This window comes from Sulfurimonas lacustris (assembly GCF_059705355.1).
In genome coordinates, this window is sequence record NZ_AP046125.1 from 1 (window position 1) to 24,461 (window position 24,461).

Annotated in this window: 24 protein-coding genes; 19 read left to right on the forward strand and 5 right to left on the reverse strand. The window is 37.3% G+C overall.

Annotation, left to right across the window (positions count from 1 at the left end):
- The 5 genes from dnaA (at position 1) to queF (ending at position 6,821) form a co-directional block, all read left to right on the forward strand.
- On the forward strand, positions 1-1,311 hold the full coding sequence (dnaA, locus tag AC6H4V_RS00005; RefSeq protein ID WP_428729543.1) for a chromosomal replication initiator protein DnaA: 1,311 nt from the start codon (positions 1-3) through the stop codon (positions 1,309-1,311).
- Between the two features lie 165 nt (positions 1,312-1,476).
- Positions 1,477-2,544: a DNA polymerase III subunit beta gene (gene dnaN, locus AC6H4V_RS00010; RefSeq protein WP_497606989.1), complete on the forward strand. Its 1,068-nt coding sequence runs from the start codon at positions 1,477-1,479 to the stop codon at positions 2,542-2,544.
- A gap of 153 nt (positions 2,545-2,697) precedes the next feature.
- Positions 2,698-5,007 carry a DNA topoisomerase (ATP-hydrolyzing) subunit B gene (gene gyrB, locus AC6H4V_RS00015; RefSeq protein WP_428729541.1) on the forward strand — a complete coding sequence of 770 codons (2,310 nt, stop codon included), beginning with the start codon at positions 2,698-2,700 and terminating at the stop codon, positions 5,005-5,007.
- A 26-nt stretch (positions 5,008-5,033) separates the two neighbouring features.
- Positions 5,034-6,434 (forward strand): EAL domain-containing protein, encoded by a 1,401-nt coding sequence (locus tag AC6H4V_RS00020; protein WP_428729540.1) that lies wholly within the window; start codon positions 5,034-5,036, stop codon positions 6,432-6,434.
- A 9-nt stretch (positions 6,435-6,443) separates the two neighbouring features.
- Positions 6,444-6,821 (forward strand): preQ(1) synthase, encoded by a 378-nt coding sequence (queF, locus tag AC6H4V_RS00025; RefSeq protein WP_497606990.1) that lies wholly within the window; start codon positions 6,444-6,446, stop codon positions 6,819-6,821.
- Here queF and AC6H4V_RS00030 read toward each other — a convergent pair.
- Positions 6,793-8,040: a CCA tRNA nucleotidyltransferase gene (locus AC6H4V_RS00030; protein WP_497606991.1), complete on the reverse strand. Its 1,248-nt coding sequence runs from the start codon at positions 8,038-8,040 to the stop codon at positions 6,793-6,795. The genes queF and AC6H4V_RS00030 overlap by 29 nt on opposite strands.
- A 122-nt stretch (positions 8,041-8,162) precedes the next feature.
- Here AC6H4V_RS00030 and typA point away from each other — a divergent pair, with 122 nt between their 5' ends.
- Positions 8,163-9,962 (forward strand): translational GTPase TypA, encoded by a 1,800-nt coding sequence (gene typA / locus AC6H4V_RS00035; protein WP_428729536.1) that lies wholly within the window; start codon positions 8,163-8,165, stop codon positions 9,960-9,962.
- 111 nt (positions 9,963-10,073) lie between these two features.
- Complete coding sequence (locus AC6H4V_RS00040) at positions 10,074-10,313, forward strand: hypothetical protein (protein WP_497606992.1); 240 nt, start codon at positions 10,074-10,076, stop codon at positions 10,311-10,313.
- 10 nt (positions 10,314-10,323) lie between these two features.
- On the opposite strand, the gene AC6H4V_RS00045 is transcribed toward AC6H4V_RS00040, so the two are convergent.
- Entirely contained in the window at positions 10,324-11,250 is a 927-nt protein-coding gene (locus AC6H4V_RS00045; protein ID WP_497606993.1) for a bifunctional methionine sulfoxide reductase B/A protein, read from the reverse strand.
- Positions 11,251-11,401: 151 nt separating this feature from the next.
- On the opposite strand from AC6H4V_RS00045, the gene AC6H4V_RS00050 reads away from it, so the two are divergent.
- Genes AC6H4V_RS00050 through AC6H4V_RS00065 form a run of 4 tightly spaced genes read left to right on the forward strand, consistent with a single transcriptional unit; the run spans position 11,402 to position 14,865 of the window.
- Positions 11,402-12,424 carry a ribonucleotide-diphosphate reductase subunit beta gene (locus AC6H4V_RS00050; protein WP_497606994.1) on the forward strand — a complete coding sequence of 341 codons (1,023 nt, stop codon included), beginning with the start codon at positions 11,402-11,404 and terminating at the stop codon, positions 12,422-12,424.
- Positions 12,414-13,154, forward strand: a complete 741-nt coding sequence (locus AC6H4V_RS00055; RefSeq protein WP_497606995.1) for a carbon-nitrogen hydrolase family protein — start codon at positions 12,414-12,416, stop codon at positions 13,152-13,154. Before AC6H4V_RS00050 ends, AC6H4V_RS00055 begins: the two co-directional genes overlap by 11 nt.
- Positions 13,138-13,785: a protein-L-isoaspartate(D-aspartate) O-methyltransferase gene (locus AC6H4V_RS00060; RefSeq protein WP_428729531.1), complete on the forward strand. Its 648-nt coding sequence runs from the start codon at positions 13,138-13,140 to the stop codon at positions 13,783-13,785. The genes AC6H4V_RS00055 and AC6H4V_RS00060 overlap by 17 nt, the downstream gene beginning before the upstream one ends.
- Complete coding sequence (locus AC6H4V_RS00065) at positions 13,786-14,865, forward strand: phospholipase A (protein ID WP_497606996.1); 1,080 nt, start codon at positions 13,786-13,788, stop codon at positions 14,863-14,865.
- Between the two features lie 5 nt (positions 14,866-14,870).
- Here AC6H4V_RS00065 and AC6H4V_RS00070 read toward each other — a convergent pair whose 3' ends face one another.
- Positions 14,871-15,542 carry a hypothetical protein gene (locus AC6H4V_RS00070; RefSeq protein ID WP_497606997.1) on the reverse strand — a complete coding sequence of 224 codons (672 nt, stop codon included), beginning with the start codon at positions 15,540-15,542 and terminating at the stop codon, positions 14,871-14,873.
- A 122-nt stretch (positions 15,543-15,664) separates the two neighbouring features.
- Between AC6H4V_RS00070 and AC6H4V_RS00075 the strand changes: the two genes are divergently transcribed.
- The 5 genes from AC6H4V_RS00075 (at position 15,665) to AC6H4V_RS00095 (ending at position 19,716) form a co-directional block, all read left to right on the forward strand.
- Positions 15,665-16,498, forward strand: coding sequence for an FAD-dependent thymidylate synthase (locus AC6H4V_RS00075; protein ID WP_497606998.1), 834 nt, complete (start codon positions 15,665-15,667; stop codon positions 16,496-16,498).
- Positions 16,499-16,502: 4 nt separating this feature from the next.
- Positions 16,503-16,727, forward strand: coding sequence for a hypothetical protein (locus tag AC6H4V_RS00080; RefSeq protein WP_428729527.1), 225 nt, complete (start codon positions 16,503-16,505; stop codon positions 16,725-16,727).
- On the forward strand, positions 16,727-17,281 hold the full coding sequence (locus tag AC6H4V_RS00085) for a PhnA domain-containing protein (RefSeq protein WP_497606999.1): 555 nt from the start codon (positions 16,727-16,729) through the stop codon (positions 17,279-17,281). The genes AC6H4V_RS00080 and AC6H4V_RS00085 overlap by 1 nt, the downstream gene beginning before the upstream one ends.
- Complete coding sequence (locus AC6H4V_RS00090) at positions 17,282-18,379, forward strand: deoxyguanosinetriphosphate triphosphohydrolase (RefSeq protein WP_497607000.1); 1,098 nt, start codon at positions 17,282-17,284, stop codon at positions 18,377-18,379.
- A 188-nt stretch (positions 18,380-18,567) separates the two neighbouring features.
- On the forward strand, positions 18,568-19,716 hold the full coding sequence (locus AC6H4V_RS00095; RefSeq protein ID WP_497607001.1) for a Fic family protein: 1,149 nt from the start codon (positions 18,568-18,570) through the stop codon (positions 19,714-19,716).
- Between the two features lie 208 nt (positions 19,717-19,924).
- Here AC6H4V_RS00095 and rpsU read toward each other — a convergent pair whose 3' ends face one another.
- A complete protein-coding gene (rpsU, locus tag AC6H4V_RS00100) occupies positions 19,925-20,137 on the reverse strand; it encodes a 30S ribosomal protein S21 (protein WP_299858698.1) in 213 nt (70 codons plus the stop codon).
- Between the two features lie 193 nt (positions 20,138-20,330).
- Here rpsU and AC6H4V_RS00105 point away from each other — a divergent pair, with 193 nt between their 5' ends.
- Complete coding sequence (locus tag AC6H4V_RS00105; protein WP_497607002.1) at positions 20,331-20,462, forward strand: hypothetical protein; 132 nt, start codon at positions 20,331-20,333, stop codon at positions 20,460-20,462.
- Between the two features lie 99 nt (positions 20,463-20,561).
- The gene (gene dnaG, locus AC6H4V_RS00110; RefSeq protein ID WP_497607003.1) at positions 20,562-22,214 is read left to right on the forward strand and encodes a DNA primase; all 1,653 of its coding nucleotides are present in this window, start codon (positions 20,562-20,564) and stop codon (positions 22,212-22,214) included.
- Here dnaG and AC6H4V_RS00115 read toward each other — a convergent pair.
- A complete protein-coding gene (locus tag AC6H4V_RS00115; RefSeq protein WP_497607004.1) occupies positions 22,204-23,088 on the reverse strand; it encodes a hypothetical protein in 885 nt (294 codons plus the stop codon). The genes dnaG and AC6H4V_RS00115 overlap by 11 nt on opposite strands.
- Positions 23,089-23,178: 90 nt before the next feature.
- Between AC6H4V_RS00115 and AC6H4V_RS00120 the strand changes: the two genes are divergently transcribed.
- Positions 23,179-24,450 carry a DEAD/DEAH box helicase gene (locus tag AC6H4V_RS00120; RefSeq protein ID WP_497607005.1) on the forward strand — a complete coding sequence of 424 codons (1,272 nt, stop codon included), beginning with the start codon at positions 23,179-23,181 and terminating at the stop codon, positions 24,448-24,450.
- The last annotated feature ends 11 nt before the right edge of the window (positions 24,451-24,461 follow it).

Below are 24,461 nucleotides of genomic sequence, written 5' to 3' on the forward strand. Positions count from 1 at the left end.
GTGAATATCGGAGAGAAAATTTTACTTCTGCTTAAAGAAGAGATACCTGAGATAGAGTACAACAGATATATAAAACATCTTCATTATGATACAAAAAAATCTACTGCTGATACAGCTATCTTTTATGCACCAAATAATCTTGTTTTAAACTGGATTAAAAACAGATATGCCTCAAAAATCAAACATCTTTTTGAAGTTCACCAATCACTTCATCTTAATGTAAAAATTACGCTTAAAGACCAAATTCAAGACAAAAAAATAGAAACAAAAAAAGAGCAAAAACCCCAACAGCACTCGCTTTTAAACCCGTCTCACACATTTGAAAACTTTATGGTCGGCGGTTCAAACCAGTTTGCATATGCAACCATAAAAAGTGTGAGTGAAAAACCGGGTATTTTGTATAATCCCGTTTTTATCTACGGCGGTGTCGGTCTTGGAAAAACACACCTTATGCAAGCAGCGGGTAATGTTTTACAAAATCAGGGAAAAATCGTCATTTATACAACTGTTGAGCAGTTTTTAAATGATTTTATCCGTCATTTACGAAACAAAACCACGGAGCGATTTCAAGAAAAATACCGCAAATGCGATGTTTTACTTATCGACGATATACAGTTTTTAAGCAATAAAGAGGGGATTCAAGAGGAGTTTTTTCACACTTTTGAAGCACTTAAGGGCACGGGAAAACAGATTATTCTAACAGCAGACAAACATCCTAAAAAAATAGCAGGACTTGAAAAAAGACTTCAAAGCCGTTTTGAACATGGACTTGTAGCAGATATCCAGCCACCTGAACTTGAAACAAAAATTGCTATTATTGAAAATAAGTGCAAAATAAATAAAGTTATTCTTACAAAAGATATTATTCACTATATTGCAACTGTCATTGAGAGTAACGTTCGTGAAATCGAGGGAATTCTCTCAAAACTTCATGCATATTCGCAGCTTATGCATGTTGATATCGATTTACAATTTACAAAAAATGTACTCAAAGATCAACTAAGAGAAAATCGTGCAAATCTTACTCTTGATATCATCACACAAAATGTTGCAAAAGATTTAAATATCAAACCAAGCGAAATCCGCTCAAAAGGTAGAAGTAAAAACTTAGTTTATGCAAGAAGAATAGCTATCTATCTCTGCCGTGAACTCACACAAAACACGATGCCTCAGCTTGCTCAGTACTTTGGAATGCAAGACCATACAGCCATAAGTCATACACTCAAAAAGATAAACGAACTTATACAAAATGATGAAGATTTTAAAGTTAAAATAGAAGAGTTAACGAACAAAATTACGTCATCTTCTTAAAAAAGTAAAAAAAAGATATAATTGCTTAAGTGAACAAGTGTGAAAACAATTATATCGGTTCATCACATTGGAATAGCTCATAAAATAGGGTTTTAGAAGTGATATTCACATTATCACTTTCCCTTACTACTAATACTAAAAATTTTAATAATATATAGGAAAAAAATGAGAGTAACAATCCAAAAATCAATCATTGAAAATATTTTAGTTCATATGCAACCGTTTTTAGAAAAAAAAGATACTTCTCAAATCACATCTCACGTACTTATCAATGCAACAGATGCAAAGTTAATTCTAAAAGCTACTGACTACGAAATAGGGCTAATTGTCTCTACGGACAAAGTAAATATTTCTGAAGATGGAAACATTACTGCTAATGGCAAAAAACTATTAGATATCATCAGAATTTTAAAAGAGGGTGAAGTACATCTTGAAGTAAAAAATGAGCTTCTTTACATCTCTCAAGCGCACTCCAAATTTAAACTTCCTACTTTCTCATACAATGAGTTTCCTGCATTTCCCTCTTATGAAGGAAAACCACGTATTCTTATTGATTCACACTCTCTTATTGACTCTCTTAGAAAAATTACTCCATCTATTGATACCAACAATCCTAAATTTGAACTCAACGGTGCACTTATTGACATTAAAGAAAACAGTATCAATTTTGCCTCAACTGATACAAGAAGATTGTCAGTTGTCAACATCGAAAATCAGAGCAGTTCTGAACTTTCCATCATAGTTCCAAAAAAAGCAATTATTGAGATTCAAAAGCTTTTCTTTGACAATATCGAACTTTACTATGATGAAAATAATCTCATTATTCATTCATATCAGTACACTTTTTTTACAAAACTAATCAATGGAAAGTTTCCTGAATATTCAAGAATAATCCCTAAAGAAGTAGCAAATACACTCACTCTCCCAAAAGTAAACATGATAGAATCTATAAAGCAAATTACTACTATCTCTTCTGATGTAAAAATTACTTTTATAAACGATACTATTATTTTTGAATCTTTAAGTGATGATAATATCGAAGCTAAAACTGAAATGAGTTATAAAACAAACTTCTCATCCCCTTTTGTTATTGCTATAAACAGCAAATATCTTTTAGATTTTTTGAATGTTATCCATAATTCAGAATTTACGATTGGACTCAATGAGAGTAATTTACCATTTGTTCTTCGTGATGCTAATTTTAAAACAGTAGTTATGCCAATAGTCATCTAAACCACTCTTAAAAACTTTAGATTGCTCCACCTATTTACAAAAATAGGGCAATCTAAAAAACCTCTCTTCTTTGTTTAAAGCCTATAAAACTTCTTTTTAGAATAAATTAGATAAAATGGCTTAAATTATGTAAAAAGTTATATGGAGTTATTAATGGAAAATTACGGCGCTAGCAATATTAAAGTCCTCAAAGGATTAGAAGCAGTTCGTAAGAGACCCGGAATGTATATTGGTGATACGGGTCATCGCGGTTTGCATCATTTGGTTTATGAAGTTATCGACAACTCCATAGATGAGGCAATGGCAGGACACTGTAATACGATAAATGTAACTCTAACAAAAAATGGAACATGTAAAGTATCAGATAATGGACGCGGTATTCCGACTGATATGCATCCAACTGAGGGAATGAGTGCTGCTACTGTTGTTTTAACTGTACTTCACGCTGGTGGAAAATTTGACAAAGATACTTACAAAGTTTCTGGTGGTCTTCATGGTGTTGGTGTATCAGTTGTAAATGCACTCTCATCTGATCTTAAGATGACGATTTATAGAAACGGCGAGATTTTTGAACAGGATTTTAAACAAGGAATCCCTCAAGAGATTTTAAAAGTAATTGGCACAACCAAAAAAACTGGTACAACTATAGAATTTTCTCCAGACCCAAGCATATTTACCGAAACTATCATTTTTGAGTATGAGTATTTGGCTCGAAGATTTAAAGAGTTAGCCTACTTAAACCCTTTTATAACTATTAACTTTAAAGATGAAAGAACAAATGTTTCACAAACATACCACTTTGAAGGTGGAATTGCTCAATATGTTAGTGATTTAAACAAAAAGCAAGAAGTTGCAAAAGTCTTTGTATTTAGCTCTAAAATAGAAGATATAGAGTTTGACATAGCACTTATGTACAATGATACTTATGATGAGAAAGTTTACTCTTTTGTGAACAACATCCGTACTCCAAACGGCGGAACGCATGAAGCAGGTTTTAGAGCTGGTCTCACTCGTGTTATTTCTAACTACAACGCACAAAACGGTGCAGCAAAAGAGAAAGATGTAAAAATTAGCGGTGAAGATACGAGTGAGGGTCTTATCGCTGTTGTCTCTGTTCGTGTGCCTGAACCGCAGTTTGAGGGACAAACAAAAGGTAAACTGGGAAATACTTATGTAAGACCACTGGTTCAAAAATCAACTTATGAGCTTTTGAGCAAATATTTTGAAGAAAATCCAATCGAGGCAAAAGCGATAGTTGCCAAATCGTTGATGGCGGCACGTGGGCGTGAAGCTGCTAAAAAAGCTAGAGAGCTTACTCGCAGAAAAGACTCTATGAGTGTTGGAACGCTTCCAGGAAAACTTGCGGATTGTCAAAGCAAAGATGCTTCTATCTGTGAACTTTATCTGGTAGAAGGGGACTCTGCAGGCGGTTCGGCAAAAATGGGCCGTGATAGAGTTTTCCAAGCAATTTTACCTCTTAAAGGTAAGATTTTAAATGTTGAAAAAGCAAGGCTTGACAAGATTTTAAAATCTGAAGAGATTACTAACATGATTACGGCTATGGGTTGTGGCATCGGTGATGAGTATAACGAAGAGAAACTTCGCTATCACAAAATCATCATTATGACCGATGCGGACGTTGACGGTAGCCATATCCAAACTCTTTTGCTTACATTTTTCTTCCGCCACTTTAGAAGTGTTATAGAAAATGGTTATCTCTATTTGGCTCAGCCGCCTTTATATCGTTACAAAAAAGGTAAAAAAGAGATCTATTTTAAAGATGACCGTGCTATGAACGATTTTCTTATCGAAAACGGTATCGAATCTTTAGAAGAGCAGAGTGTTGGACATAATGATTTAGTCTCATACTTTAAAATGGTTGACCACTACAGAGGTTCGCTTGAAGCATTGGAGAGAAGATACGCTTTAGTTGAATTGATTCGTCACTTTATAGAAAATCCTGATTTGATAGGGCTTGATATAAAAGCAATGTATGAAAAAGTTGAAGAGTTCTTGATTCAAAATGGAAATAATATTTTAACAAAAACGATTTCACAAGACTCTATTCACCTTTTTGTTCAAACAAAAGGTGGAATGGAAGAGTTGCTTATCAATGATGACCTCTTTGCTGCTCCTCATTTTAGTGAAGCAAGTTTTGTCTATAGAAAAATCAAAGAGTGGAATTTAGATTTTAAAGATGATATTTTAAAGGTTCTTGAAAATATTATTGATTTTGCGAAAAAAGGTGCTTACATCCAACGCTATAAAGGTCTTGGAGAGATGAACCCTGAGCAGCTTTGGGAAACGACAATGACTCCAGAAAATAGAGTTCTGCTTCAAGTAACGATTGATGATGCCGAACTTGCAAGTGACACATTTACACTCTTTATGGGTGATGAAGTTGAACCTCGCCGTAACTACATAGAAACACACGCGAAAGATGTTAAGCACTTAGATGTTTAACATCTTTGTAGTGTTTAAAAATAGCAATGCTTCTTCCACAAACTAGAGAAAGAGAGTACCGCTTTAGGCTTGCTCTTAGAATGGTTCTTCCTATCTTTGCACTTGTTTTTGCACTTATTCTTCATACATTTATCACAAGTCAAAAGACTATTAGTACCTCTTTTTATATTGAAGCTACTTTAATACTTCTTTTTAGTATTTACTTTATTTTTTATCTTATCTATAAAGGTTTTGATACAAAAATAACTGATAATACTTCAAAAACTTTTACAAGAGAGTATATTTATAACTATTTAAAAAAAGAGATTAAAAATAGCAGTGAATATACACTTTTGCTTATTAGCATTGATAATCTTTATGAGATAAATAAACGCTACGGTATCAAATATGGAGATAAAGTACTCTTAGAAGTAGTTTTATGGATAGCTGAGTATCTTAAAACAAAAGAGATTACCAATTTTCCAATAGGTCGCATTAAAGGTGGTGATTTTATTATTGGATTTGGTGGAGATAAAGAGCAATATAAAACTATTATAGAATTAATGTGTCTTAAAAGTGAAGAGTTTAAAGTAGATGATATAGAGGTACAAATTTCCGCAGCTATCAATGATACAAGATTTTCAAAAAATATTGATTATCTTATGGAAAATCTTTTTGAACTTCAAAATAGTAATAAAAATGCAAAGCAGCTCATGCCAATGCAAGAGATGATAGATCCAAGTGATTTGGAGTATTTTGTTATTCAAGCAATCAAAAAAAGAGATATAGTACTTTTTACACAAGAGGCTTTTGAAGATGAAAAAACGATCTTAAAAGAGTGTTTTGTGAAGTTAAATACGACAGAACAAAAACTCTTACATCAAAAAGATTATATGAAAATTTTGGATAAATTAAGACTAATGCATGAATATGACATTATAGTTTTGGAAAAAGTTATAGAGATTTGTAAAAAATCAAAAGATGAAAAATTTGCCATCGCTATCGCACCTACATCGATTAGAAATCCAGTTGTTCTAACAAAAATCAAAGAGTTGTTTCAAAAAAATGAATGTGTCAAAGGGAGAATTATTCTGCTCTTTAGTGAGAGTGAATATTTTCCAAAAATAGAGAAATTTAACGGTTATCTCAAGCAGTTAAAAGAGTTCGGGATTATAATTGCAGTTGATAGACTAGGATCTTTGCATACATCATTTTTGTATTTAAGAGATTTAGATATTGATATGGTGCGTTTCGACTCTTTTTATAGTAAAAAGATAGATAAACATAAGTATAAAAATATTCTTAGCGGTTTTAATGTGATGGCACATGAAAAAGGCATGAAAACTTGGATAAAAATGATTGAAGATGAAGAGAGCAAAGAGTTAGCTAAAGAGATAGGGGTTGATTATTTGCAAGGCAGATTTTTAGCACTGTTAGAAAAAAATTAAGGAGTTGTTATGAAGTATGGTGAAAAAATTGTAAATGAGTTTGATATAGAAAAAGATTTGGAAATTTGGCCAAATGAGTATAAAAGAAATTATCTCATAAAGATGACACTTCCTGAGTTCTCTTGTCTTTGTCCAAGAAGTGGCTACCCAGATTTTGCAACAATACATCTCGAATATACGCCCGATGAGTGGGTAGTTGAACTAAAAGCCATAAAGCTCTATATAAACTCTTTTAGAGATAGACATATATCGCATGAAAACAGTGCAAACGAGATTTATGAAGTTTTAGAGAAAAAATTAAAGCCAAAATATATGAAAATCGTGGCGGATTATAACCCAAGAGGAAATGTTCATACTGTTATAGAGATTGACAGCTCAAAGCTTTAATATACTCTTTTAACCAAAGCAAAGCCTCGTCATAATTTTTAAATTTACCGTGCATTTGGGCTTCATAGGCATCATCTAAAATTTGAGAAAATTTTGGTGATGGATGGAGTCCAAGCTTAAGTATGTCCTTACCCATTAAAAGTGGCTGGAGCTTTTTGTCTATAATGCCTAGCTCTTCTGCTTTTTTATAGATATCTTCACATTTTTTGACCATTTTTGAATTATCATCTGTACTATAAATTGAACTGCTAAAAATCAAAAGTTCTCTAATGTTTGTCAGTGTAGCAAGTTTATAGAGTGTGTAATCATCATTTAAATTATCTAATTTTTTATGAGTTTCAACAAGTGAGACAACTCTGTGAAACAGCTCTTTTTCATTTGTAAGCTTTGATAAAAATAGCTCTATATCATTTTGTTTAAAGTTATAACAGAGTGCAGCTAACATTAAAACAAGATTTGTTTGTTCGTTAGCTGTTAGTTTCTTGACAAGTATATCAGTGATAAACATATTTTTTGTAGGAAAATCAAAGCCAAATTCATTTAAAAGGTTAAGTCCGATGGATGGTTTTTGTGATTTTAAAAGAAGTTTCTTTATCTCTTCAAATATTCTCTCTTTTGGCAATTCAGCGAGTAAATTTTTAGAGACCATATCTTTACATATAAGATATAAGTTATGTTTGATTTGAAGATTAAACCTAGCGCAAAATTGTGCGGCACGCAGAACTCTTAGAGGGTCTTGTCCAAAACTCTCCAAATCAACGGCCCGAAGCACTCTTTTTTTTAAATCTTCTCTGCCGCTAAAAGGGTCAACTATCTTTTTTTCCATAACATCGTAGCCAATGGCATTGATGGTAAAATCTCTTCTTGAAGCAGCAGTTTTAAAGTCAAGATATGGATAGACCTCTATATCAAATCCGCGATGTCCGGATTTTGTTTTGTTATCTTTTCTGGGGAGAGAAAAATCTAACTCATACCCCTTAAATTTCAGTTTACAGACACCAAAACTTTTTCCGATACTATTTACAGCCCCAAAATCTTGCAAAATTTCTTCAACTTTATCTAAAGATGAGACTCCGTAGAGTTCGATATCAATATCTTTTGATTCCTCGTTAAGAAGTTTATCTCTAACATAACCACCCACTAAAATAGGCTTAATACTGCTCTTTTTCAATGTGTCAAAGATGATGTCAAGCTCTGTAGGATAGTCTATAATTTCCATTTTTTATCTTTTTTTTGCGTCTTGCTTTTATTATATCATTGCTTTTACGTTTTTATAACATTATTTTAGATAAAATCGCAAAAAATTTACATTGGTCATTTGTACCAAATAAAGGATGCCTTGTGCAGAAAATCAGAAATATCGCAGTTATTGCCCACGTTGACCACGGAAAAACTACACTTGTTGATGGTTTGTTAGAGCAATCAGGAACATACGGCGCTCATGAACAGCATGAAGAGAGAGCGATGGACAGCAACGCTTTGGAAAAAGAGCGTGGTATTACGATTTTGTCCAAAAATACAGCAATTCGTTATAAAGACCATAAAATCAACATTATTGACACTCCAGGTCACGCCGATTTTGGTGGTGAAGTTGAGCGTGTTTTAAAGATGGTTGATGGTGTTTTGGTTCTTGTTGATGCCTATGAGGGTGTTATGCCTCAAACTAAGTTTGTTGTTAAAAAGATGCTTGCGCTTGGTAAAAAACCAATCGTTGTTATCAACAAAATCGATAAACCTTCAGCTGATCCAGAGCGTGTTGTAGATGAGATGTTTGACCTTTTTGCTGCAATGGATGCAACAGAAGATCAGTTGGATTTCCCTATCATTTACGCTGCTGCTCGTGATGGTATTGCAAAACTTGATATGGCTGACCCTGATGGAAATTTCGAGTGTATTTTTGAAACTATTTTATCTCAAATCCCAGAACCTCAGGGCGATAGAGAAAACCATACACAAGCACAGGTATTTACACTTGACTACGATAACTATGTTGGAAAAATCGGTATCAGCCGTATCTTCAACGGTGTTATCAAAAAAGGTGACAACGTTATGCTTGCAAAGGCTGATGGCGAACTTGTAAAAGGTAAAATCTCTAAACTTATAGGTTTTCATGGACTTAACCGTATGGAGATTCAAGAAGCAGAAGCGGGAGATATCGTTGCATTTGCTGGACTTGAGACAGTGGATGTTGGAGATACTATTTGTGACCCTGCAAATCCAATGCCACTTGACCCTATGCACATCGAAGAGCCGACTTTGACAGTTGTTTTCTCTGTAAATGACTCTCCGCTTGCAGGTCAAGAGGGTAAACACGTTACTTCAAACAAACTTAAAGACAGACTAGAAGCTGAGATGACAACAAACGTTGCTATGAAGCTCGAAGTTGTAGGCGAGGGTAAATTTAAAGTCTCCGGTCGTGGCGAGTTACAAATCACGATTTTGGCTGAAAATATGCGCCGTGAAAATTATGAGTTTGGTGTTAGCCGTCCGGAAGTTATCGTTAGAGAAATTGAAGGTGTTAAATGTGAGCCGTTTGAGCACCTTGTTATCGACGTTCCTGAAGAGTTAAGCGGAAGCGTTATTGAGCGTCTTGGAAAAAGAAAAGCTGAGATGAAGTCAATGGTTCCGATGGGACAAGGTTTCCAGAGAATCGAATTTGAGATTCCTGCTCGTGCGCTTATCGGATTCCGTGGACAGTTCCTAACAGACACTAAGGGCGAGGGTATCATGAACCACTCATTCTTAGAGTTCCGCCCATACAGTGGTACAGTTGAGTCAAGAAGCTATGGTGCACTTATCTCTATGGAAAATGGCGATACATTGGCGTACTCACTATTTAACATTCAAGACCGTGGTGTTCTTTTCCTTGGACCACAAACAAAAGTTTATGAGGGTATGATTGTTGGTGAGCACTCACGTTCTAACGATTTGGTTGTTAACCCAATCAAAGGAAAAGCACAATCAAACGTTCGCTCATCCGGTGCAGATGAGGCGATTAAGCTTATCCCTCATCGTGATATGTCACTAGAGCGTGCGCTAGAGTGGATTGAAGATGATGAGCTTTTAGAGATTACACCAAAAAGTATCCGTATTCGTAAAAAGTTTTTAACAGAGAGCGAAAGAAAAAGAAACAGCCGCTAATAAATCTACGTTTATGCCCCTTTGTGGGCATAAAAAAACTCCTCATCATTAAATAATTTCAACTCTTTTTAACTATGTTATACTTTTAGATAAACTTCATAAGGATAAAAAATGGATGGGTTAATGTATCCGCTCTCGCTGCTAATAGTGGCTTTAATGGCTTTTACTTTTTATCGAAACAATAGTATGAAAATGGTGTTACTCAGCTTAGCAATAGGTGTTTACATCATTTACTCTCATGAGACAGGCTATACGGCGACTGATTATAAAAATGAAGTTATTGACTCAATAGACAAGTCCGCAAAAGAGTTTGTAAAACCTATGGAAAAACCGGCATTTCAAGGGAAGTAGTTAAAAGTCTCTAAAATCTTTTAACATACCCGTGGCAGTATGGTCTGCTTCCCTTTTTTTCATAGTAGTTTTGGTGACTCTCATCGGCTGGATAAAACTCTGATTTATTGATGATTTTTGTTGCAATTTTATAGCCATTCGTCTCAAGTTTGCCGATGAGCTTGTTAACAACTTCTTTTTCATCATTGCTATTTACAAAAATTGCGGAGAGATACTGCTTGCCGATGTCTGGACCTTGACCATTCGTTTGGGTTGGGTCGTGAATCTCAAAAAATGCTTTTGCAAGTTCTTCGTAAGATATCTTGCTTTTATCGTAAATCACCTCTACCGTCTCAAGATGTCCCGTATCTGAGCGGACAACCTCATAGTAACTTGGGTTTTTCACATGTCCACCCATAAAACCAGATATGACCTCTTTGACACCATCAAGTTTTTGTAAATAGTACTCAACGCCCCAAAAACAGCCACCTGCAAAGTATGCATAAGAGAGAGCACTCTCTTTTGCATCTGGTTTTTTAACAAGGTTAAGCGAAATAGAGTTTACGCAATGTCTAGTGTTTTTTGAGGTAAAACCTTCTCCCTCAAACACATGCCCCAAATGGGCGCCACAGTTCGCGCATACTATCTCAACTCTTCTCCCATCACTATCAGAAACTCTTTTTACAGCCCCCTCTAAGGCATCATCAAAGCTTGGCCATCCGGAGCGAGAATCAAATTTTGCACTAGAATCAAAAAGCGGAGCATCGCATAGCTTGCACGTGTAGATACCACGCGATTTTTCATCTGTATATTTTCCAATAAATGGGCGTTCGGTACCTTTGTGAAGGAGTACACGTTTCTCTTCTTCTGTAAGTTGGTTGATTTTTTCTTCTAAAGATTGCAGATTGGATGCTTCTATCATTGTCAATATTAGTATGAAAATAAGAGTAAATTTCATACCGTCTCCTTTTTTGTATTTTGCACAATTATAAAAGAAGTCAATATATGAAAAGATAGAGCGTTCGAATTAGACAAATTTGTAAAGTATATTTAAAGACGGATTTTTATAGAAAAAGATATAATCTTACACTAAAATTTTAGGAGAAAAAATGCACAGAAAAAAAATATATAATCCTGAATCAAGCGAAAGTGTAAACGACAGAAGAATCTTTGGCGGTAATCCGACGGGTATTTTTGAGCTCAATGACATTAAGTACCAGTGGGCGTACAATCTTTGGGAGATGATGCTTAACAACACGTGGTTTCCAAAAGAGGTTGACATGACACGCGATGTAAGCGACTACAAACAGATAACAGATGTCGAAAAAGCGGCATACGACAAAGCACTTGCACAGCTTATATTTATGGATTCACTCCAAACAAATAACCTTATGGACAATGTCAACCCTTATGTTACATCTCCTGAAATCAATCTTATCTTAGTGCGTCAATCTTTTGAAGAGGCACTTCACTCACAAAGTTATGCAGTCATGGTTGACAGCATCTCCGCAAATTCCAAAGAGATTTATGATCTATGGAGACGTGACATGATGCTAAAAGGCAAAAATGACGCAATCGCCAGAGTTTATGAAGAGCTATCCAAAAACCCGACAGAACACAACTTTGTCAAAGCGTGTTTTGCAAATCAGATTTTGGAGGGTATCTATTTTTACAGCGGTTTTGCCTACATCTACACACTCGCAAGAAGCGGCAAGATGCTGGGTTCTGCACAGATGATACGTTTCATCCAGAGAGATGAAGTGACACACTTGGTACTTTTCCAGAACCTTATAAACTCGCTTAGAAAAGAGAGACCAGACCTCTTTACAGAGCAGCTTAAGGGCGAAGTGATAGAGATGTTTAAAGAAGCCGTAGCGCTTGAAGTAGCATGGGGAAAATACATAACAGATGGGCAGATTTTGGGACTGACAGATGCTATCATAGAGCAGTATATCCAGTATCTGGCTGATGACAGACTTACATCGGTCGGGTTTGCAAAGCTTTATAATGTGACAAATCCTATTAAATGGGTGGATGATTTTTCAAAATTTAACGACCAAAAAACAAACTTTTTTGAGGGAACAGTTGCAAACTACTCAAAAGGAAGTTTGACTTTTGACGATGACTTCTAAAAAGGGCGACTACAAACTCTATTCACTCCTTTTTGAGACAAAAGTGGGTGAGTACGATGCAAATCTCCGCACACTTCTGCAACTTATAAAAGAAACACCCCAAAACTCTCTTATCGTTGCGCCAGAGGTCTGCTTGAGCGGGTTTGACTATGAGAACTATGATGCGGCTCTTGCATTTGCCCACGAGGCAAACGAAGCACTTAAAGAGGCTTCTGATGGTAAGATTATTATCCTTACTATGCTTGAGAGACGCGGTGACGAAGTTTTTAACTTTGTCAAGATTTTCCATGATGGCGCAATTGTTTTTGAGAGGGCAAAAGCAAAGCTTTTTCGCTTTGGAGAGGAGCATAAGTTTATGTCCGAGGGAAGCGGTGAAGAGGTACAAATCGTCATAGTTGATGGCATAAAGATAGGTGTTCTTATCTGTTTTGAACTCCGTTTTAAAGAGTTTTGGCAGAGGCTTGAGGGGTGTGATGTTATAGCCATTCCTTCATGGTGGGGAGTTTTAAGAACAGAGCATTTTAGAGTGCTTACAGAGGCACTTGCAGTGATAAATCAGTGCTATGTTGTAGCGAGTGACTCACAAAATGCAGAGTGTACCGGCTTAAGCGGTATCGTCAGACCTCATGGTGAAGTAGAGCGTAACGGCGCAAAAGCCTCTTTGGAGTGTAGTTTTGATAAAAAAGAGATAGTAGCGATGAGAAGATATATGGATGTTGGCATTGGATAAAATAACCGCAATAAAAACTACAAAATTAGCCGAAGAGTGCCATAAAATATTTCCTCTAGCGCAAAACATAAAAAACGCTATTGCCAAAACAAACAGAGAAGAGTTTGTTCCTGCTGGTTTTAGACACAATGCATACAAGCTAGATGCGCTTCCCATGGGTTCGTCTCAGTGGATAAGCTCTCCGCTTACTGTTGCAAAGATGACACACTACTTAGCGCCAAAAAAAGAGGACAAAGTTCTGGAGATAGGGTGCGGCAGTGGTTATCAGGCGGCAGTTTTGTCGCATCTCTTTCGTGGTGTTTTTACTATTGAGAGGATTGAGTCGCTCATACTTGAAGCAAAACAGCGCTTTAGAAAACTTGGCATAAACAATATCCACACGAAACTTGATGATGGGCAAAACGGATGGGCGCAGTACGCTCCATACGATAGAATACTTTTCTCCGCTACTGCCAAACAGATACCTGCAAAACTTTTTGACCAACTTTGCGAGGGTGGGATTTTGGTCGCTCCGATGCAAGTTGGCGCACAGCAGATAATTGTCCGCTTTACAAAAAAAAGCGGTTACATACAAAAAGAGGAGCTTGAAGCGTGCGATTTTGTCCCTATTGTGGATGGGATACAAAAGTAGATGCTAAAGCAACTCCTTTTTTTATCTCTTTTTACACTCTCTCTTGAAGCTTCGTCAACTTTTGTAGAAGCACGCGCTCTTTATGAGATGGGCGAATATGAAAAGGCGTTAGAAATATTTCAAGGGCTTGCTCCAAGCGACCCAGATGCTGCTTATATGTTGGCAAAGATGTATGAAGATGGAGAAGGGTGTGAAGTAAACCAAAAAGAGGCGTTGAAGTGGTACAAAATCTCTTCTGCCACCTACTACGAGCAGGAACGACACAGCCCATTAAGAGAGGTGCGAAAACAGCAGAGGGAGATATATAGCTCATTTGAAAAACCGGAGGACAAAGAGACACAAAGCACGTTGCGGCAATATGCGCAATCTCTTTATAACTTCAAAGCGCATAACCCAAACTATATCTTGCCACTAAGCTATCGTTACAATGGTGACTATGCAAGTGTCAATGGGCATGAGATGAAAAAGGCGGAGACAGAGTTTCAGGTGAGTGTAAAATTTGACTTTGCTACAAATCTTTTTCGTTTTGGTGAAATATACTCCGTCGCATATACACAAAAATCTTTTTGGCAAGCCTATGCAGATTCTGCTTTTTTTAGGGAGTCAAACTATAATCCTGAGTTTTTTGTCACTTTTCCAACATCAGAGATGGGGGATGGCAGGCTGATAAAAGCGGTGCGTTTGGGCATAGGGCATGAATCTAACGGCAGAGGAGGAGAGGCTGAACGTTCTTGGAATTATCTGGACAGCAGTCTCTTTTTCCAGTATAAATCCATCCTTGCAGAGCTAAAACTATGGACACGATTGCCTGATACATATGACTATAACCCAGAACTTATCGATGTTATGGGGCATGGTTATCTTAAATTTACACTGCCTTATCAAAAACACCTCTTAGATATAAAACTAAGAAATAACTTTAGCGGCAAGGGGGCTTTAGAGTCAAATTATAGCTATCCAATTTCAAGCAGAGACGACTTTTTTTTCTATCTTAAATTTTTCAATGGATATGGTGAATCTCTTATAGACTACGATAACCATATTAAAAAAATCGGCATTGGATTTAGTATATCAAGATAGCAGAGTTAAAGAAGTTCAAGCTCTGCTTTGATTTTGTAGCTTAATGGTTTGAGTTCATTAATCTTATCGTAGTTTGCTTTTGCGTATGCAACTGTTATCTCTTTGAAGTAGAGTTTATAGTTCTCAAGGTAATGGAGCAAAAAGCTCTCTGCTTCATCATCAAGATAAAGCTCTGTTATGGTTACGACGATTTCGTTATGGATGTTGTCAAACTTTTTTTCAAGTGCAGGATTTGGTTTTTTTACAAAACTGTTTTTGATACTGCTTAGTTCTCTCCAACGAGAAATAAGTGCGTATAAACCTATGCTTGACATCTTTTTGTTGAAGGCATCAAGTTTTGCAATGCTGTTTTCATAGTGGTTTTTGAGTTTGGGTGCTTCTTGTTGAAGGTTTTTGCTTACTGCATCGATGATGGCTGCATAATTTTGAAGATTTACCGTAAGCTCTTGTTTTTTTTCTTCTGTAATTTTGAGATTTTGAATCTTTTTTGCTATGGATGAGATGCCTGCTTTGTGAGAGGGTATTTTTTCGTACTCTCCTCTCCAGATAATGGAATTTGTATCATTGACATTTTGTCTGAACTCTTCGATTAAAACTCCGCTTTTGTTCTCCTCTTTGGTAAACATAGAGGCGTTTAGGAGCAGTGATAAAGTTAAGATAGAGAGTAATATTTTCATTTTTTTCTCCATAATTTTTTTTGCAATAGTAAACTTGATTTATTACCCCATCATTACGAAACCTTTGAATACATCAAGCATTTTCATTGTAAAATATATCTAGCATAAGTGAGGGTGGTTGTATGGAAGAGATGTATGGCATAAAGTATGTAAAACCTGAAGTAGTCTTGATGCAAGATACGGGCATAGGTGTGGCAGAAGCAGCGGCTAGAACTTGTTATGATTCGTTTGAGAACAGTGAAAATGAGGCGATCAGGTCTATGGAGTACGCTATGCCTAGTAGTGATACGTGTGAGCAAATCAACACCATAGAAGAGTCAAATCTTCTAAATGATTTGGCTTGGACGCATTTTCACCACTCAATTTTGGAACATGCAAATCTGAGTTTTTTGATTCGAGGAACAAGCCGCGGTGTGCTTCAAGAGCATGCACGCCACCGCATACAAGCCATAAGTGTCAGAAGTACGCGCTATACTATGAGTTCGGTTATCAATGCCTTTGTAGCATCACAAACGACTGAAGACAAAGAATTTTTTGTAAAAAAAGTGCTTGGTTTTGATATGTTTGTCACATGCGATGAGGCATACAACAGAATCGAAATCGGAGCGATGTACGACAAGCTACGGTTTCAAGCGCAAATGGTTGCAAATTTTAATGAAATTGCCGTTGCAAAGAGTTCGCTTGGTCTTTTAGAGGAGTTTAAGGGTAACTCGGAAGCACTTTATGATGCGCTTGAGAGCGGAAAAAAGAAGCGAAATGTCGGAGATGCGTTCAAACATATCATAAGCGACAATGTTAAAGTGGATATGGTGGTGACGTTCAATCTTAGAAGTTTGAAGAACTATTTCACGCTTCGAGATAGCGGTGCGGCGTACTTTCAGATAAGATGGCTGGCTCAAGAGATGATGCGAAAAACACCATCAAAATATTTAGATTTGATAATTAAAAAAGGATAGTAGTATGTGGAAATATATTTTAGCGTCAAGTTTGTTGTTTAGCGGATGTTCTTACTTTGAGTTTAATGTGGGGATGTGTGAAAATATCGGTCCAAACGATGACCCTGCAAAAATAGAGCAGTGTAGAAACTATAACGAAGAAGAGGCGCAAAAAGCGTTTGATAATAAAAAGAAGAGCTCGTCTGCACTTCCTGAAGATGCGATAGAGTTTAAAAAAGAGGAGAAATAGTGAGTATTGAAAAAGAGTTGATTGCTAGAAGCAGCGGTAAATGTGAGCTTTGCGGGAGTAGTGAAGGTCTTAGTGTTTTTGAGATTACGCCATCGGATGGAAGTGCAGATAAATCAATCTACCTTTGTGCAACATGCAGGGAGCAGATAGAAAACCCAGATAAGATGGATGAGACACATTTTAACTGCCTTAACGAGAGCATGTGGAGTGAAGTTCCAGCCGTTTTGGTTATGTCTTACAGACTTTTAAAGAGTCTTGGAAGAGAAGATTTGGTTGATATGATGTACATGGAAGAGGATGTGAAAGCTTGGGCAGATGCTGGTGCCGGCACGCCAAGCAATATCATTGTTAAAGATGCAAACGGAGTTACTCTAAATGCAGGCGATAGCGTTGTTATCCTCAAAGATTTAGAGGTAAAGGGTGCAGGTTTTACCGCAAAGAGAGGCACAACCGTACGTAACATCACAATCCCGCAAGATGTCGAAGGACACATAGAAGGCAGAGTTAACGGAACAAAAATCTACCTCAAAACCGAATTTTTGAAAAAAGCATAAATGAAGCCTGATTATAGATTTTATGCCATTGATGATGATTTTAGAAACCCTTACGCAAGGGATCGTGACAGAATCATCCACTCTGGGAGTTTTAGAAAACTGGAGTATAAAACACAGGTTTTTTTAAATCAAGAGGGCGATTTTTTCCGCACACGCCTTACGCACTCCATAGAAGTTTCGCAAATCGCCCGCTCCATCACTTCACATTTGGGGCTTAGCGAATCTTTAGCCGAAGCCATTGCACTTGCCCATGATTTGGGACATACGCCGTTTGGACACATAGGCGGCGATACGCTTGATGAGTGCTTGAGAGAAGATGGACACAGCAACGGGTTTGACCACAATTTTCAAAGTTTCCGTGTTGTTTCGCGCCTAGAGAAAAGATACAATGGTTTTGACGGACTTAACCTCACATTTGCCACGCTTGAGGGGATTTTAAAACACTCTTACCCTTACAAAAAGAGTTTTTTACCATCTTACATCGATGAGCAGTTTCATCTTGAGACACATCCAAGCATCGAGGCGATGGTGGTGGATCGTGCCGATGAGATAGCTTATATCACGCACGATATAGATGATGGGGTTAACTCTGGACTTATCCGTTTTGAAGATTTGCGGGAGAGTGCGCTGATAGTAGAGATTTTACAAAAGGTCAAAAACGAGGGCATAAAAGAGGAAGAGGATGAGATGTTTCGCTACCGCTTTGTCTCTCATCTCATCAACCATCTTGTTTACTCACTGATAGAGTACTCAAAAGATAAGATTGACAACGCCCAGATTTATGCCGCTTCTCTTGATAGCAAGAGTGAATTGCCCATAGGTTTTGATGCAAAACTTGAGACAGAGATAAAAAAACTCAAAAAACTTCTTTTTGCAAAGCTCTATCAGCATAAAGATATCATGACTAAGATGTTCGCTGGAAAACAGGCGATTAAAGGACTTTACAGCGGTTTAATGGAAGAGCCAAAAATGTTGCCGAAGTTTTACTACAAACAACTTGAAACAAAAGAGAAGCACAGAGTTATCGCTGATTATATAGCGAGTATGAGCGACAGATACGCTTTGTCGTTTTACAATGAGATGTATGGAAGAGTGTAAGCTAAAAGAGTCAACCTAAAAATTTGATTCCAGGTCAAGCTCCATAAGAGAGTTCAAAAAAGCATGAAGAGGAAGTAGCAAATTTAAAAAATGTGACTAATAAAATATAAACAATATTGTAAAGTGCGTTATAATGGTATTTTAAAGGGTGTATGTGGGAAGTAATAAAAAAATAAAAAGGAAGTAGTATGAAAAATATTGTCATGCCAGACCCTTTTTGGGGAAGTGATTTAGCCAATATTATTTTAGATTTGGAAAAACTTAGAACCAAACAACTTGGCGGAGATGTTCCTTCTCACATATTTTTTCAACTCAAAGATATTTTTCATATTTTAGAGACTTTGGGAAGCGCAAGAATTGAAGGAAACAATACAACACTCTCAGAATATGTAGAAAAAATTATAGAAAAAAATATACCTGATGAGAGTGATGATGAAATCAAGAATTTGGAAAATGCCATAGATTTTATCGAAGAAAATACAGATGAAAATACTCTTTTTAACCGTGCTTTTATTTCAGAGATTCATCAGATTTTAACCAAAAATCTAACGCCGCCACCAAATGGTGAGGGTTCAAAAAACCCAGGAGAACTTCGAGCGCACAATGTGAGCATAAAAAGTTCGGGACACACTCCGCCTGAACATTTTTTACTCAGAGAATACTTTGAAAAGTTTATTGATTTTATAAACTTTGCACACAAAGAGCAGTACCAGCTTTTAATGGTCGCTGTTGCACATCATAGGTTTGAGTTTATACACCCGTTTGACAATGGAAACGGAAGAATGGGCAGACTACTTAACTATGCTTTTTTAATCAAACTTGGGTTTCAAGTAAAAAATGGGAGAATCATTAACCCATCATCTGTTTTTTACACAGACAGAGACAAATACTATGAAATGCTCTCTCGTGCGGACTCTTTAAAAAGTGATGATATTTTGGCGTGGTGTGAATACTTTTTGCTTGGACTAAAAAATGAGATAGAGAAGATAGATTCCCTGCTCAATAAAGAGTATGTAAAAAAACAGATTCTTTTACCTACTCTGGTTTTAGCACGAGAGAGTAAGCAGATTGCAGACCAAGAGTTTAAAATATTAGAGTACCTCATAAATAAAGATGATATGGCTATGAAGTCCGAAGAGTTGAGCTTTTTAGGGATAACAGATTCTAAGAAAAAAGCAGTAGTCATGGGTAAACTCAAAGAGAAAAATATTGTTGTTCCTGTTACTGAGGGCGGTAGAATCTACACTATAAGATTTGTAAACAACTATCTTTTAAGAGGTATTATGAAAATACTAAAAGAGAAAGGTTTTGTGTCTGATTTTTTAAATAACAACTAAGAAATAGATGTTTGTGTGAAAAATGAATGAACATGGGTAAAATGCAAAAATTACCCATATTTAAAAAATAGGTGAAATAATTGTTTGGTAGAAAAGTAGAAGTTTTGATGAGTAAGTAGAAATGGAGTAGAAATGAAGTTGAAAAGGGAAGCTTAAAAAGTGCTACAAAAGCCCATCTACACGGCTTTTAAACCGTGTAAACTTAAGCTTAGAGGCGTGATTCGTAACGTCTTAACATATAAAGACGTTTAAGCATTTTCTTGCGAGACGCAATTAAGAATTTCTTACGCTTTTCAGTTTTCGTTTCATGGAAACGACGAGCGCGAGCTTCAGTAACGATTAAGTTACGGTCAGTCTGCTTCTTGAAACGGCGGTAAGATGCGTCAAAATTATCATCGCTGCGAAGATAGATACCTGGCATATCACATCACCCACTTTCTTTAAGATTTGGAAGCGAATTGTACCATAAATAGCTTTATTTAAGATTGTGGAGAGAAAATTTGCATATTTCTTTCTAAAATTGATACAAATCAAGGCATCTTTTTTTTAAATAGGATAAAATTTCTCCGATTTAAAAATTTAGAGCGTAATGCGTTCTTACCAAGGAAAACAAAATGAAAACAATCATTTTAGCAGTCACAATATTGTTAGGTGCCCTCCAAGCTGATAACGTAGTTCACTACGACACTCAAGAAACACAAACACCGATTAGCAAGCCTAATCACCCGACTACAGATATCCGCTAATATCTGGACTTTTATTTCTCCTTCTAAAATAGGTTTATTACCGTTAACCTATTTTAGGCATAAATCTCTCTTTAACGAACCCTCTTATATAATTCTCGTATGATAAACCAAGATTCCATTGAAGCCCTTAAAGCACGCCTTGATATTGTTGATGTTGTAGGCTCTTATCTTGAGCTGAAAAAATCAGGTGCAAACTACAAAGCGCCATGCCCGTTTCATGATGAGAAGAGCGCATCTTTTGTGGTAAGTCCATCCAAGCAGATATACCACTGTTTTGGCTGTGGGGCGGGGGGCGATAGTATCAGGTTTGTGATGGAGTATGAGAAGCTAAACTACCCCGAAGCTTTGGAAAAACTCGCCTCTACTTATAACTTCTCTCTTTCATACAGTGATATCAAAAAAAACAAACCTCGCTCAGGGATTATGCAAAAGATAGATGCGTGGTACCACTCTTTGCTTGTCAAAAATCAAACAGCACTCGCCTACATCAAAGAGCGTGGTATTTATGAGAGTAGTTTGGAGCAGTTTGGGGTTGGGTACGCACCTGATTCCAACACTACCATAAACTACATAAACTCTCAGTTTTTAAATATGAGTGAAGCCATAGAGATGGGCATCGTTGGGTATGAGGGAAAGAGGGTTTTTGCGAGATTTATAGAGCGCATCACATTTCCGATTCATTCGCCAAACGGTACGATAGTCGGTTTTGGCGGCAGAACCATCACGGGACATCAGGCAAAATATATAAACTCACCTGAGACGCCATACTTTAACAAATCAAGACTTCTTTACGCTTACCACCATGCAAAAGCAACCATCCACAAGATAAAAGAGATAATCATCACAGAGGGGTATCTTGATGTTATCATGCTTCATCAGGCAGGTTTTACAAATGCCGTTGCAACTTTAGGGACGGCACTCACCCCTGAACACCTCCCTCTTTTACGCAAAGGCGAACCAAAAATCATCATGGCTTATGATGGCGACAAAGCAGGGCGTGCGGCCGCACTCAAAGCTTCAAGACTTCTTAGTATCGGCGGATTTAGCGGTGGTGTTGTCATCTTTTCGGATGGGCAAGACCCTGCGGATATGGTTAAAAAAGGCTCTGTTGAAGAACTCTCCGCCATGTTTCGCAAACCTCGCCCTTTCATAGAGTTTGTTTTGGACGAGATTTTGGCGCTCTACAACCTTTTAGACCCAAAGGCAAAAGAGAGCGCACTGCAAGAGGCGACGGCGTACCTAAAAACTCTTTCGCCGCTGCTTCAAGAGGAGTACAAATCCTATCTTGCATCACGGTTGGGGTTAAGCCCCTCTTTTGTAAAGATTGCGGGTGCGGCAAATATAAATCATAACAAAGCCATTATCGACAAGAGCCGTCATAAAGATATGTGGGAACTTACCCTCATCAAAACAGTTTTGGAAAATCCTGCATTTATAGACCAGATTTTGGATGTTTTAGACCCGTCACTTTTGCAATTTCACTCAGAAGAGTTTGCTCTGGCACTCAAAGGTGAGGCAGCACATCCTGCACTTATGGCGATTTTAGTGGATGAACAGATTAAAGCACTTCAAAGTGAAGAAGCGCTTAAGGCGGAGTTGATTGCTTTTTTGATGAAACATTATGAGAGAGAGTACAAGAAGGTAAATGCTCAAACGGAGATGAACTTTGAGCAAAAAGCCTTTCATATCCGCAAGCTTCGTGGGGTTATTACACAGCTCAAAAAAGGTGTGTTAGTGCCTTTTAAGAGTTAGGTTCTGATGGCTCTTTTGGTTTTAACGCTTTTATAGATATCTTTCTGCCGACATTTTTTGGGGCTTCAACACTCTCTTTAGGCTTTCCGTCGTAGCGGTGGTTTCTCTCGCCACTTTTACCTGAAAACTTTGCTTTGCCGCTCTCATCTTTGCCTAAAAATTTATTTGGTTTTTTATCGTACTTTGGTTTTTCAAAAGGTTTGCGTTCAGATGTCTCACCCTCTTTTTTTGGCTTGTCGTACTTTGGTTTGTCAAATGGCTTGCGTTCTGACTTTTCACCATCTCTCTTAGGTTTTTCATAAGATTTGCGCTCTGAACCATCATCTTCCCTTTTTGGTCTATCCGATTTTTGTTTATCGAAAGGTTTTTTGTCGTACTTTGGCTTGTCAAAGGGTTTGCGCTCTGCTCTTTTTGCATCACTTTTTGGTTTTAGAGAGGGTTTTGGAGCTATCTTCATCTTCTCTTGTTCAGGATACTCAAAACCTGTAACAATCTCTTGTCTGATAACTCTTCCAAGGAGTGTCTCTATGGGGTAGAGGTTGTTTTGCTCACTTATATCTAGCAGAGCAATCGCACTATCTGTTGTTTTTGCCAGTCTTGAGATGTAGAGTTCTGCACTTTGCGGTAAGTCATAGCTGATAAGAAGTTCACACTTTAGTTCAGGCACTCCCGCTAACTCTTCATCACTTAAAAGACTAACGTTAGGCTCTGTTATAGCCTCTTTTGTTAGGAGGCTGTTATCTGATAGTGCAACAACTATGCTTAAACCGCTGTTTTGAGAGAGCAACATGTTAAGAAGAGCGAGTTTTTTCTCGTTAGGACAAGGGTGGATACGGTGTTTGTTATGTTTGATAGTTATTTGATTGGTTGACATTTGAAGTCCTAAGAGGATATTTAAATGACATTGTATCTCACATTAGTGTAAAGTATGCTATTATCTATTAATATTAAATTCAGGATTATAATGTCATTTACAACACTAGGTTTGTCAGCTCCTTTACTAAAAGCTATCCAAGACCAAGGCTACACAGAGCCTACGCCGATTCAAAAACAAGCCATACCCGTTATACTTAGCAGACGTGATGTTTTAGCGGGTGCGCAAACAGGAACAGGCAAAACGGCAGGTTTTACTCTGCCACTTCTTGAGCTTTTAAGCACTACAAAACCGACAAAATCAAAACAGCGTATAAGAGCGTTGATATTGACACCTACACGAGAGTTGGCGGCTCAAGTGGGAGAGAGCGTGGAGGTTTACGGAAAGTATCTCTCATTCAAATCAGCTATCATCTTTGGCGGTGTAAGCATAAATCCACAACTTACACAGCTCCGCCAAGGTGTCGATATCGTCATAGCAACTCCAGGGCGACTGCTTGACCACGTTTCACAAAAGAGCATAGATCTAAAAGATGTCGAGTTTCTCATACTTGATGAGGCTGACAGGATGCTTGATATGGGTTTTATCAACGATATTAAAAAAATATTGGCAATTTTACCAAAACAGAAGCAGACTTTGCTTTTCTCGGCTACATACTCCGATGAGATAAAAAAACTCTCCGATAAACTATTAAATGCGCCCGTTCTTATAGAAGTTGCACGCCCAAACAGAGCTTCTGCAAGTGTAAAGCAGGCAGTTTATCCGGTTGATAGAGAGCGCAAACGTGAGCTTTTGACACATCTTATCAATGAGGGCAAATGGAAACAGGTGCTTGTTTTTACAAGAACAAAACATGGCGCAAATCGCCTCACGGGTCAGCTTGAAAAAGATGGTATAACCGCTGTTGCCATCCATGGAAACAAGAGTCAAAATGCAAGAACAAAAGCTTTGGCGGATTTTAAAGCAGGCGAGGTGAGAGTTTTGGTTGCGACAGATATCGCAGCCAGAGGTATAGATATAGACCAACTCCCGCATGTCATCAACTATGAACTTCCAAACGTACCGGAGGATTATGTTCACAGAATCGGACGAACAGGACGTGCGGGTAGCGAGGGTGAGGCGATATCGCTTGTCTGTATAGATGAGCATGAGTACCTTGCAAATATAGAAAAACTGATAAAAAACGATATCCAAAAAGTATGGCTTAAAGATTTTAAACCGGACCCGAGCATAAAAGCAGAACCCATAAATCAGGGCGGCAACAGAGGGCAGAGAGGGCAAAGACCTTCAAGCAAGCCAGAGGGCGGCAAGTCGTCACAAAGCCCATCAAAAAGCTCTGGCAACAGAAGAAGAAATAAGTAGTGTATAATTCT

Bases quoted from the DNA above. Each gene is read 5' to 3' on its own strand.
- AC6H4V_RS00105 (WP_497607002.1), top strand. From the start codon at position 20,331: ATGAAAACAATCATTTTAGCAGTCACAATATTGTTAGGTGCCCTCCAA.
- AC6H4V_RS00020 (WP_428729540.1), top strand. From the start codon at position 5,034: ATGCTTCTTCCACAAACTAGAGAAAGAGAGTACCGCTTTAGGCTTGCT.
- AC6H4V_RS00030 (WP_497606991.1), bottom strand. From the start codon at position 8,040: ATGGAAATTATAGACTATCCTACAGAGCTTGACATCATCTTTGACACA.
- dnaG (WP_497607003.1), top strand. From the start codon at position 20,562: ATGATAAACCAAGATTCCATTGAAGCCCTTAAAGCACGCCTTGATATT.
- AC6H4V_RS00070 (WP_497606997.1), bottom strand. From the start codon at position 15,542: ATGAAAATATTACTCTCTATCTTAACTTTATCACTGCTCCTAAACGCC.
- queF (WP_497606990.1), top strand. From the start codon at position 6,444: ATGAAGTATGGTGAAAAAATTGTAAATGAGTTTGATATAGAAAAAGAT.
- AC6H4V_RS00120 (WP_497607005.1), top strand. From the start codon at position 23,179: ATGTCATTTACAACACTAGGTTTGTCAGCTCCTTTACTAAAAGCTATC.
- gyrB (WP_428729541.1), top strand. From the start codon at position 2,698: ATGGAAAATTACGGCGCTAGCAATATTAAAGTCCTCAAAGGATTAGAA.
- AC6H4V_RS00055 (WP_497606995.1), top strand. From the start codon at position 12,414: ATGACTTCTAAAAAGGGCGACTACAAACTCTATTCACTCCTTTTTGAG.
- AC6H4V_RS00115 (WP_497607004.1), bottom strand. From the start codon at position 23,088: ATGTCAACCAATCAAATAACTATCAAACATAACAAACACCGTATCCAC.
- AC6H4V_RS00060 (WP_428729531.1), top strand. From the start codon at position 13,138: ATGTTGGCATTGGATAAAATAACCGCAATAAAAACTACAAAATTAGCC.
- AC6H4V_RS00045 (WP_497606993.1), bottom strand. From the start codon at position 11,250: ATGAAATTTACTCTTATTTTCATACTAATATTGACAATGATAGAAGCA.
- rpsU (WP_299858698.1), bottom strand. From the start codon at position 20,137: ATGCCAGGTATCTATCTTCGCAGCGATGATAATTTTGACGCATCTTAC.
- AC6H4V_RS00040 (WP_497606992.1), top strand. From the start codon at position 10,074: ATGGATGGGTTAATGTATCCGCTCTCGCTGCTAATAGTGGCTTTAATG.
- dnaN (WP_497606989.1), top strand. From the start codon at position 1,477: ATGAGAGTAACAATCCAAAAATCAATCATTGAAAATATTTTAGTTCAT.
- AC6H4V_RS00075 (WP_497606998.1), top strand. From the start codon at position 15,665: ATGGAAGAGATGTATGGCATAAAGTATGTAAAACCTGAAGTAGTCTTG.
- AC6H4V_RS00090 (WP_497607000.1), top strand. From the start codon at position 17,282: ATGAAGCCTGATTATAGATTTTATGCCATTGATGATGATTTTAGAAAC.
- AC6H4V_RS00050 (WP_497606994.1), top strand. From the start codon at position 11,402: ATGCACAGAAAAAAAATATATAATCCTGAATCAAGCGAAAGTGTAAAC.
- AC6H4V_RS00065 (WP_497606996.1), top strand. From the start codon at position 13,786: ATGCTAAAGCAACTCCTTTTTTTATCTCTTTTTACACTCTCTCTTGAA.
- AC6H4V_RS00095 (WP_497607001.1), top strand. From the start codon at position 18,568: ATGAAAAATATTGTCATGCCAGACCCTTTTTGGGGAAGTGATTTAGCC.
- AC6H4V_RS00080 (WP_428729527.1), top strand. From the start codon at position 16,503: ATGTGGAAATATATTTTAGCGTCAAGTTTGTTGTTTAGCGGATGTTCT.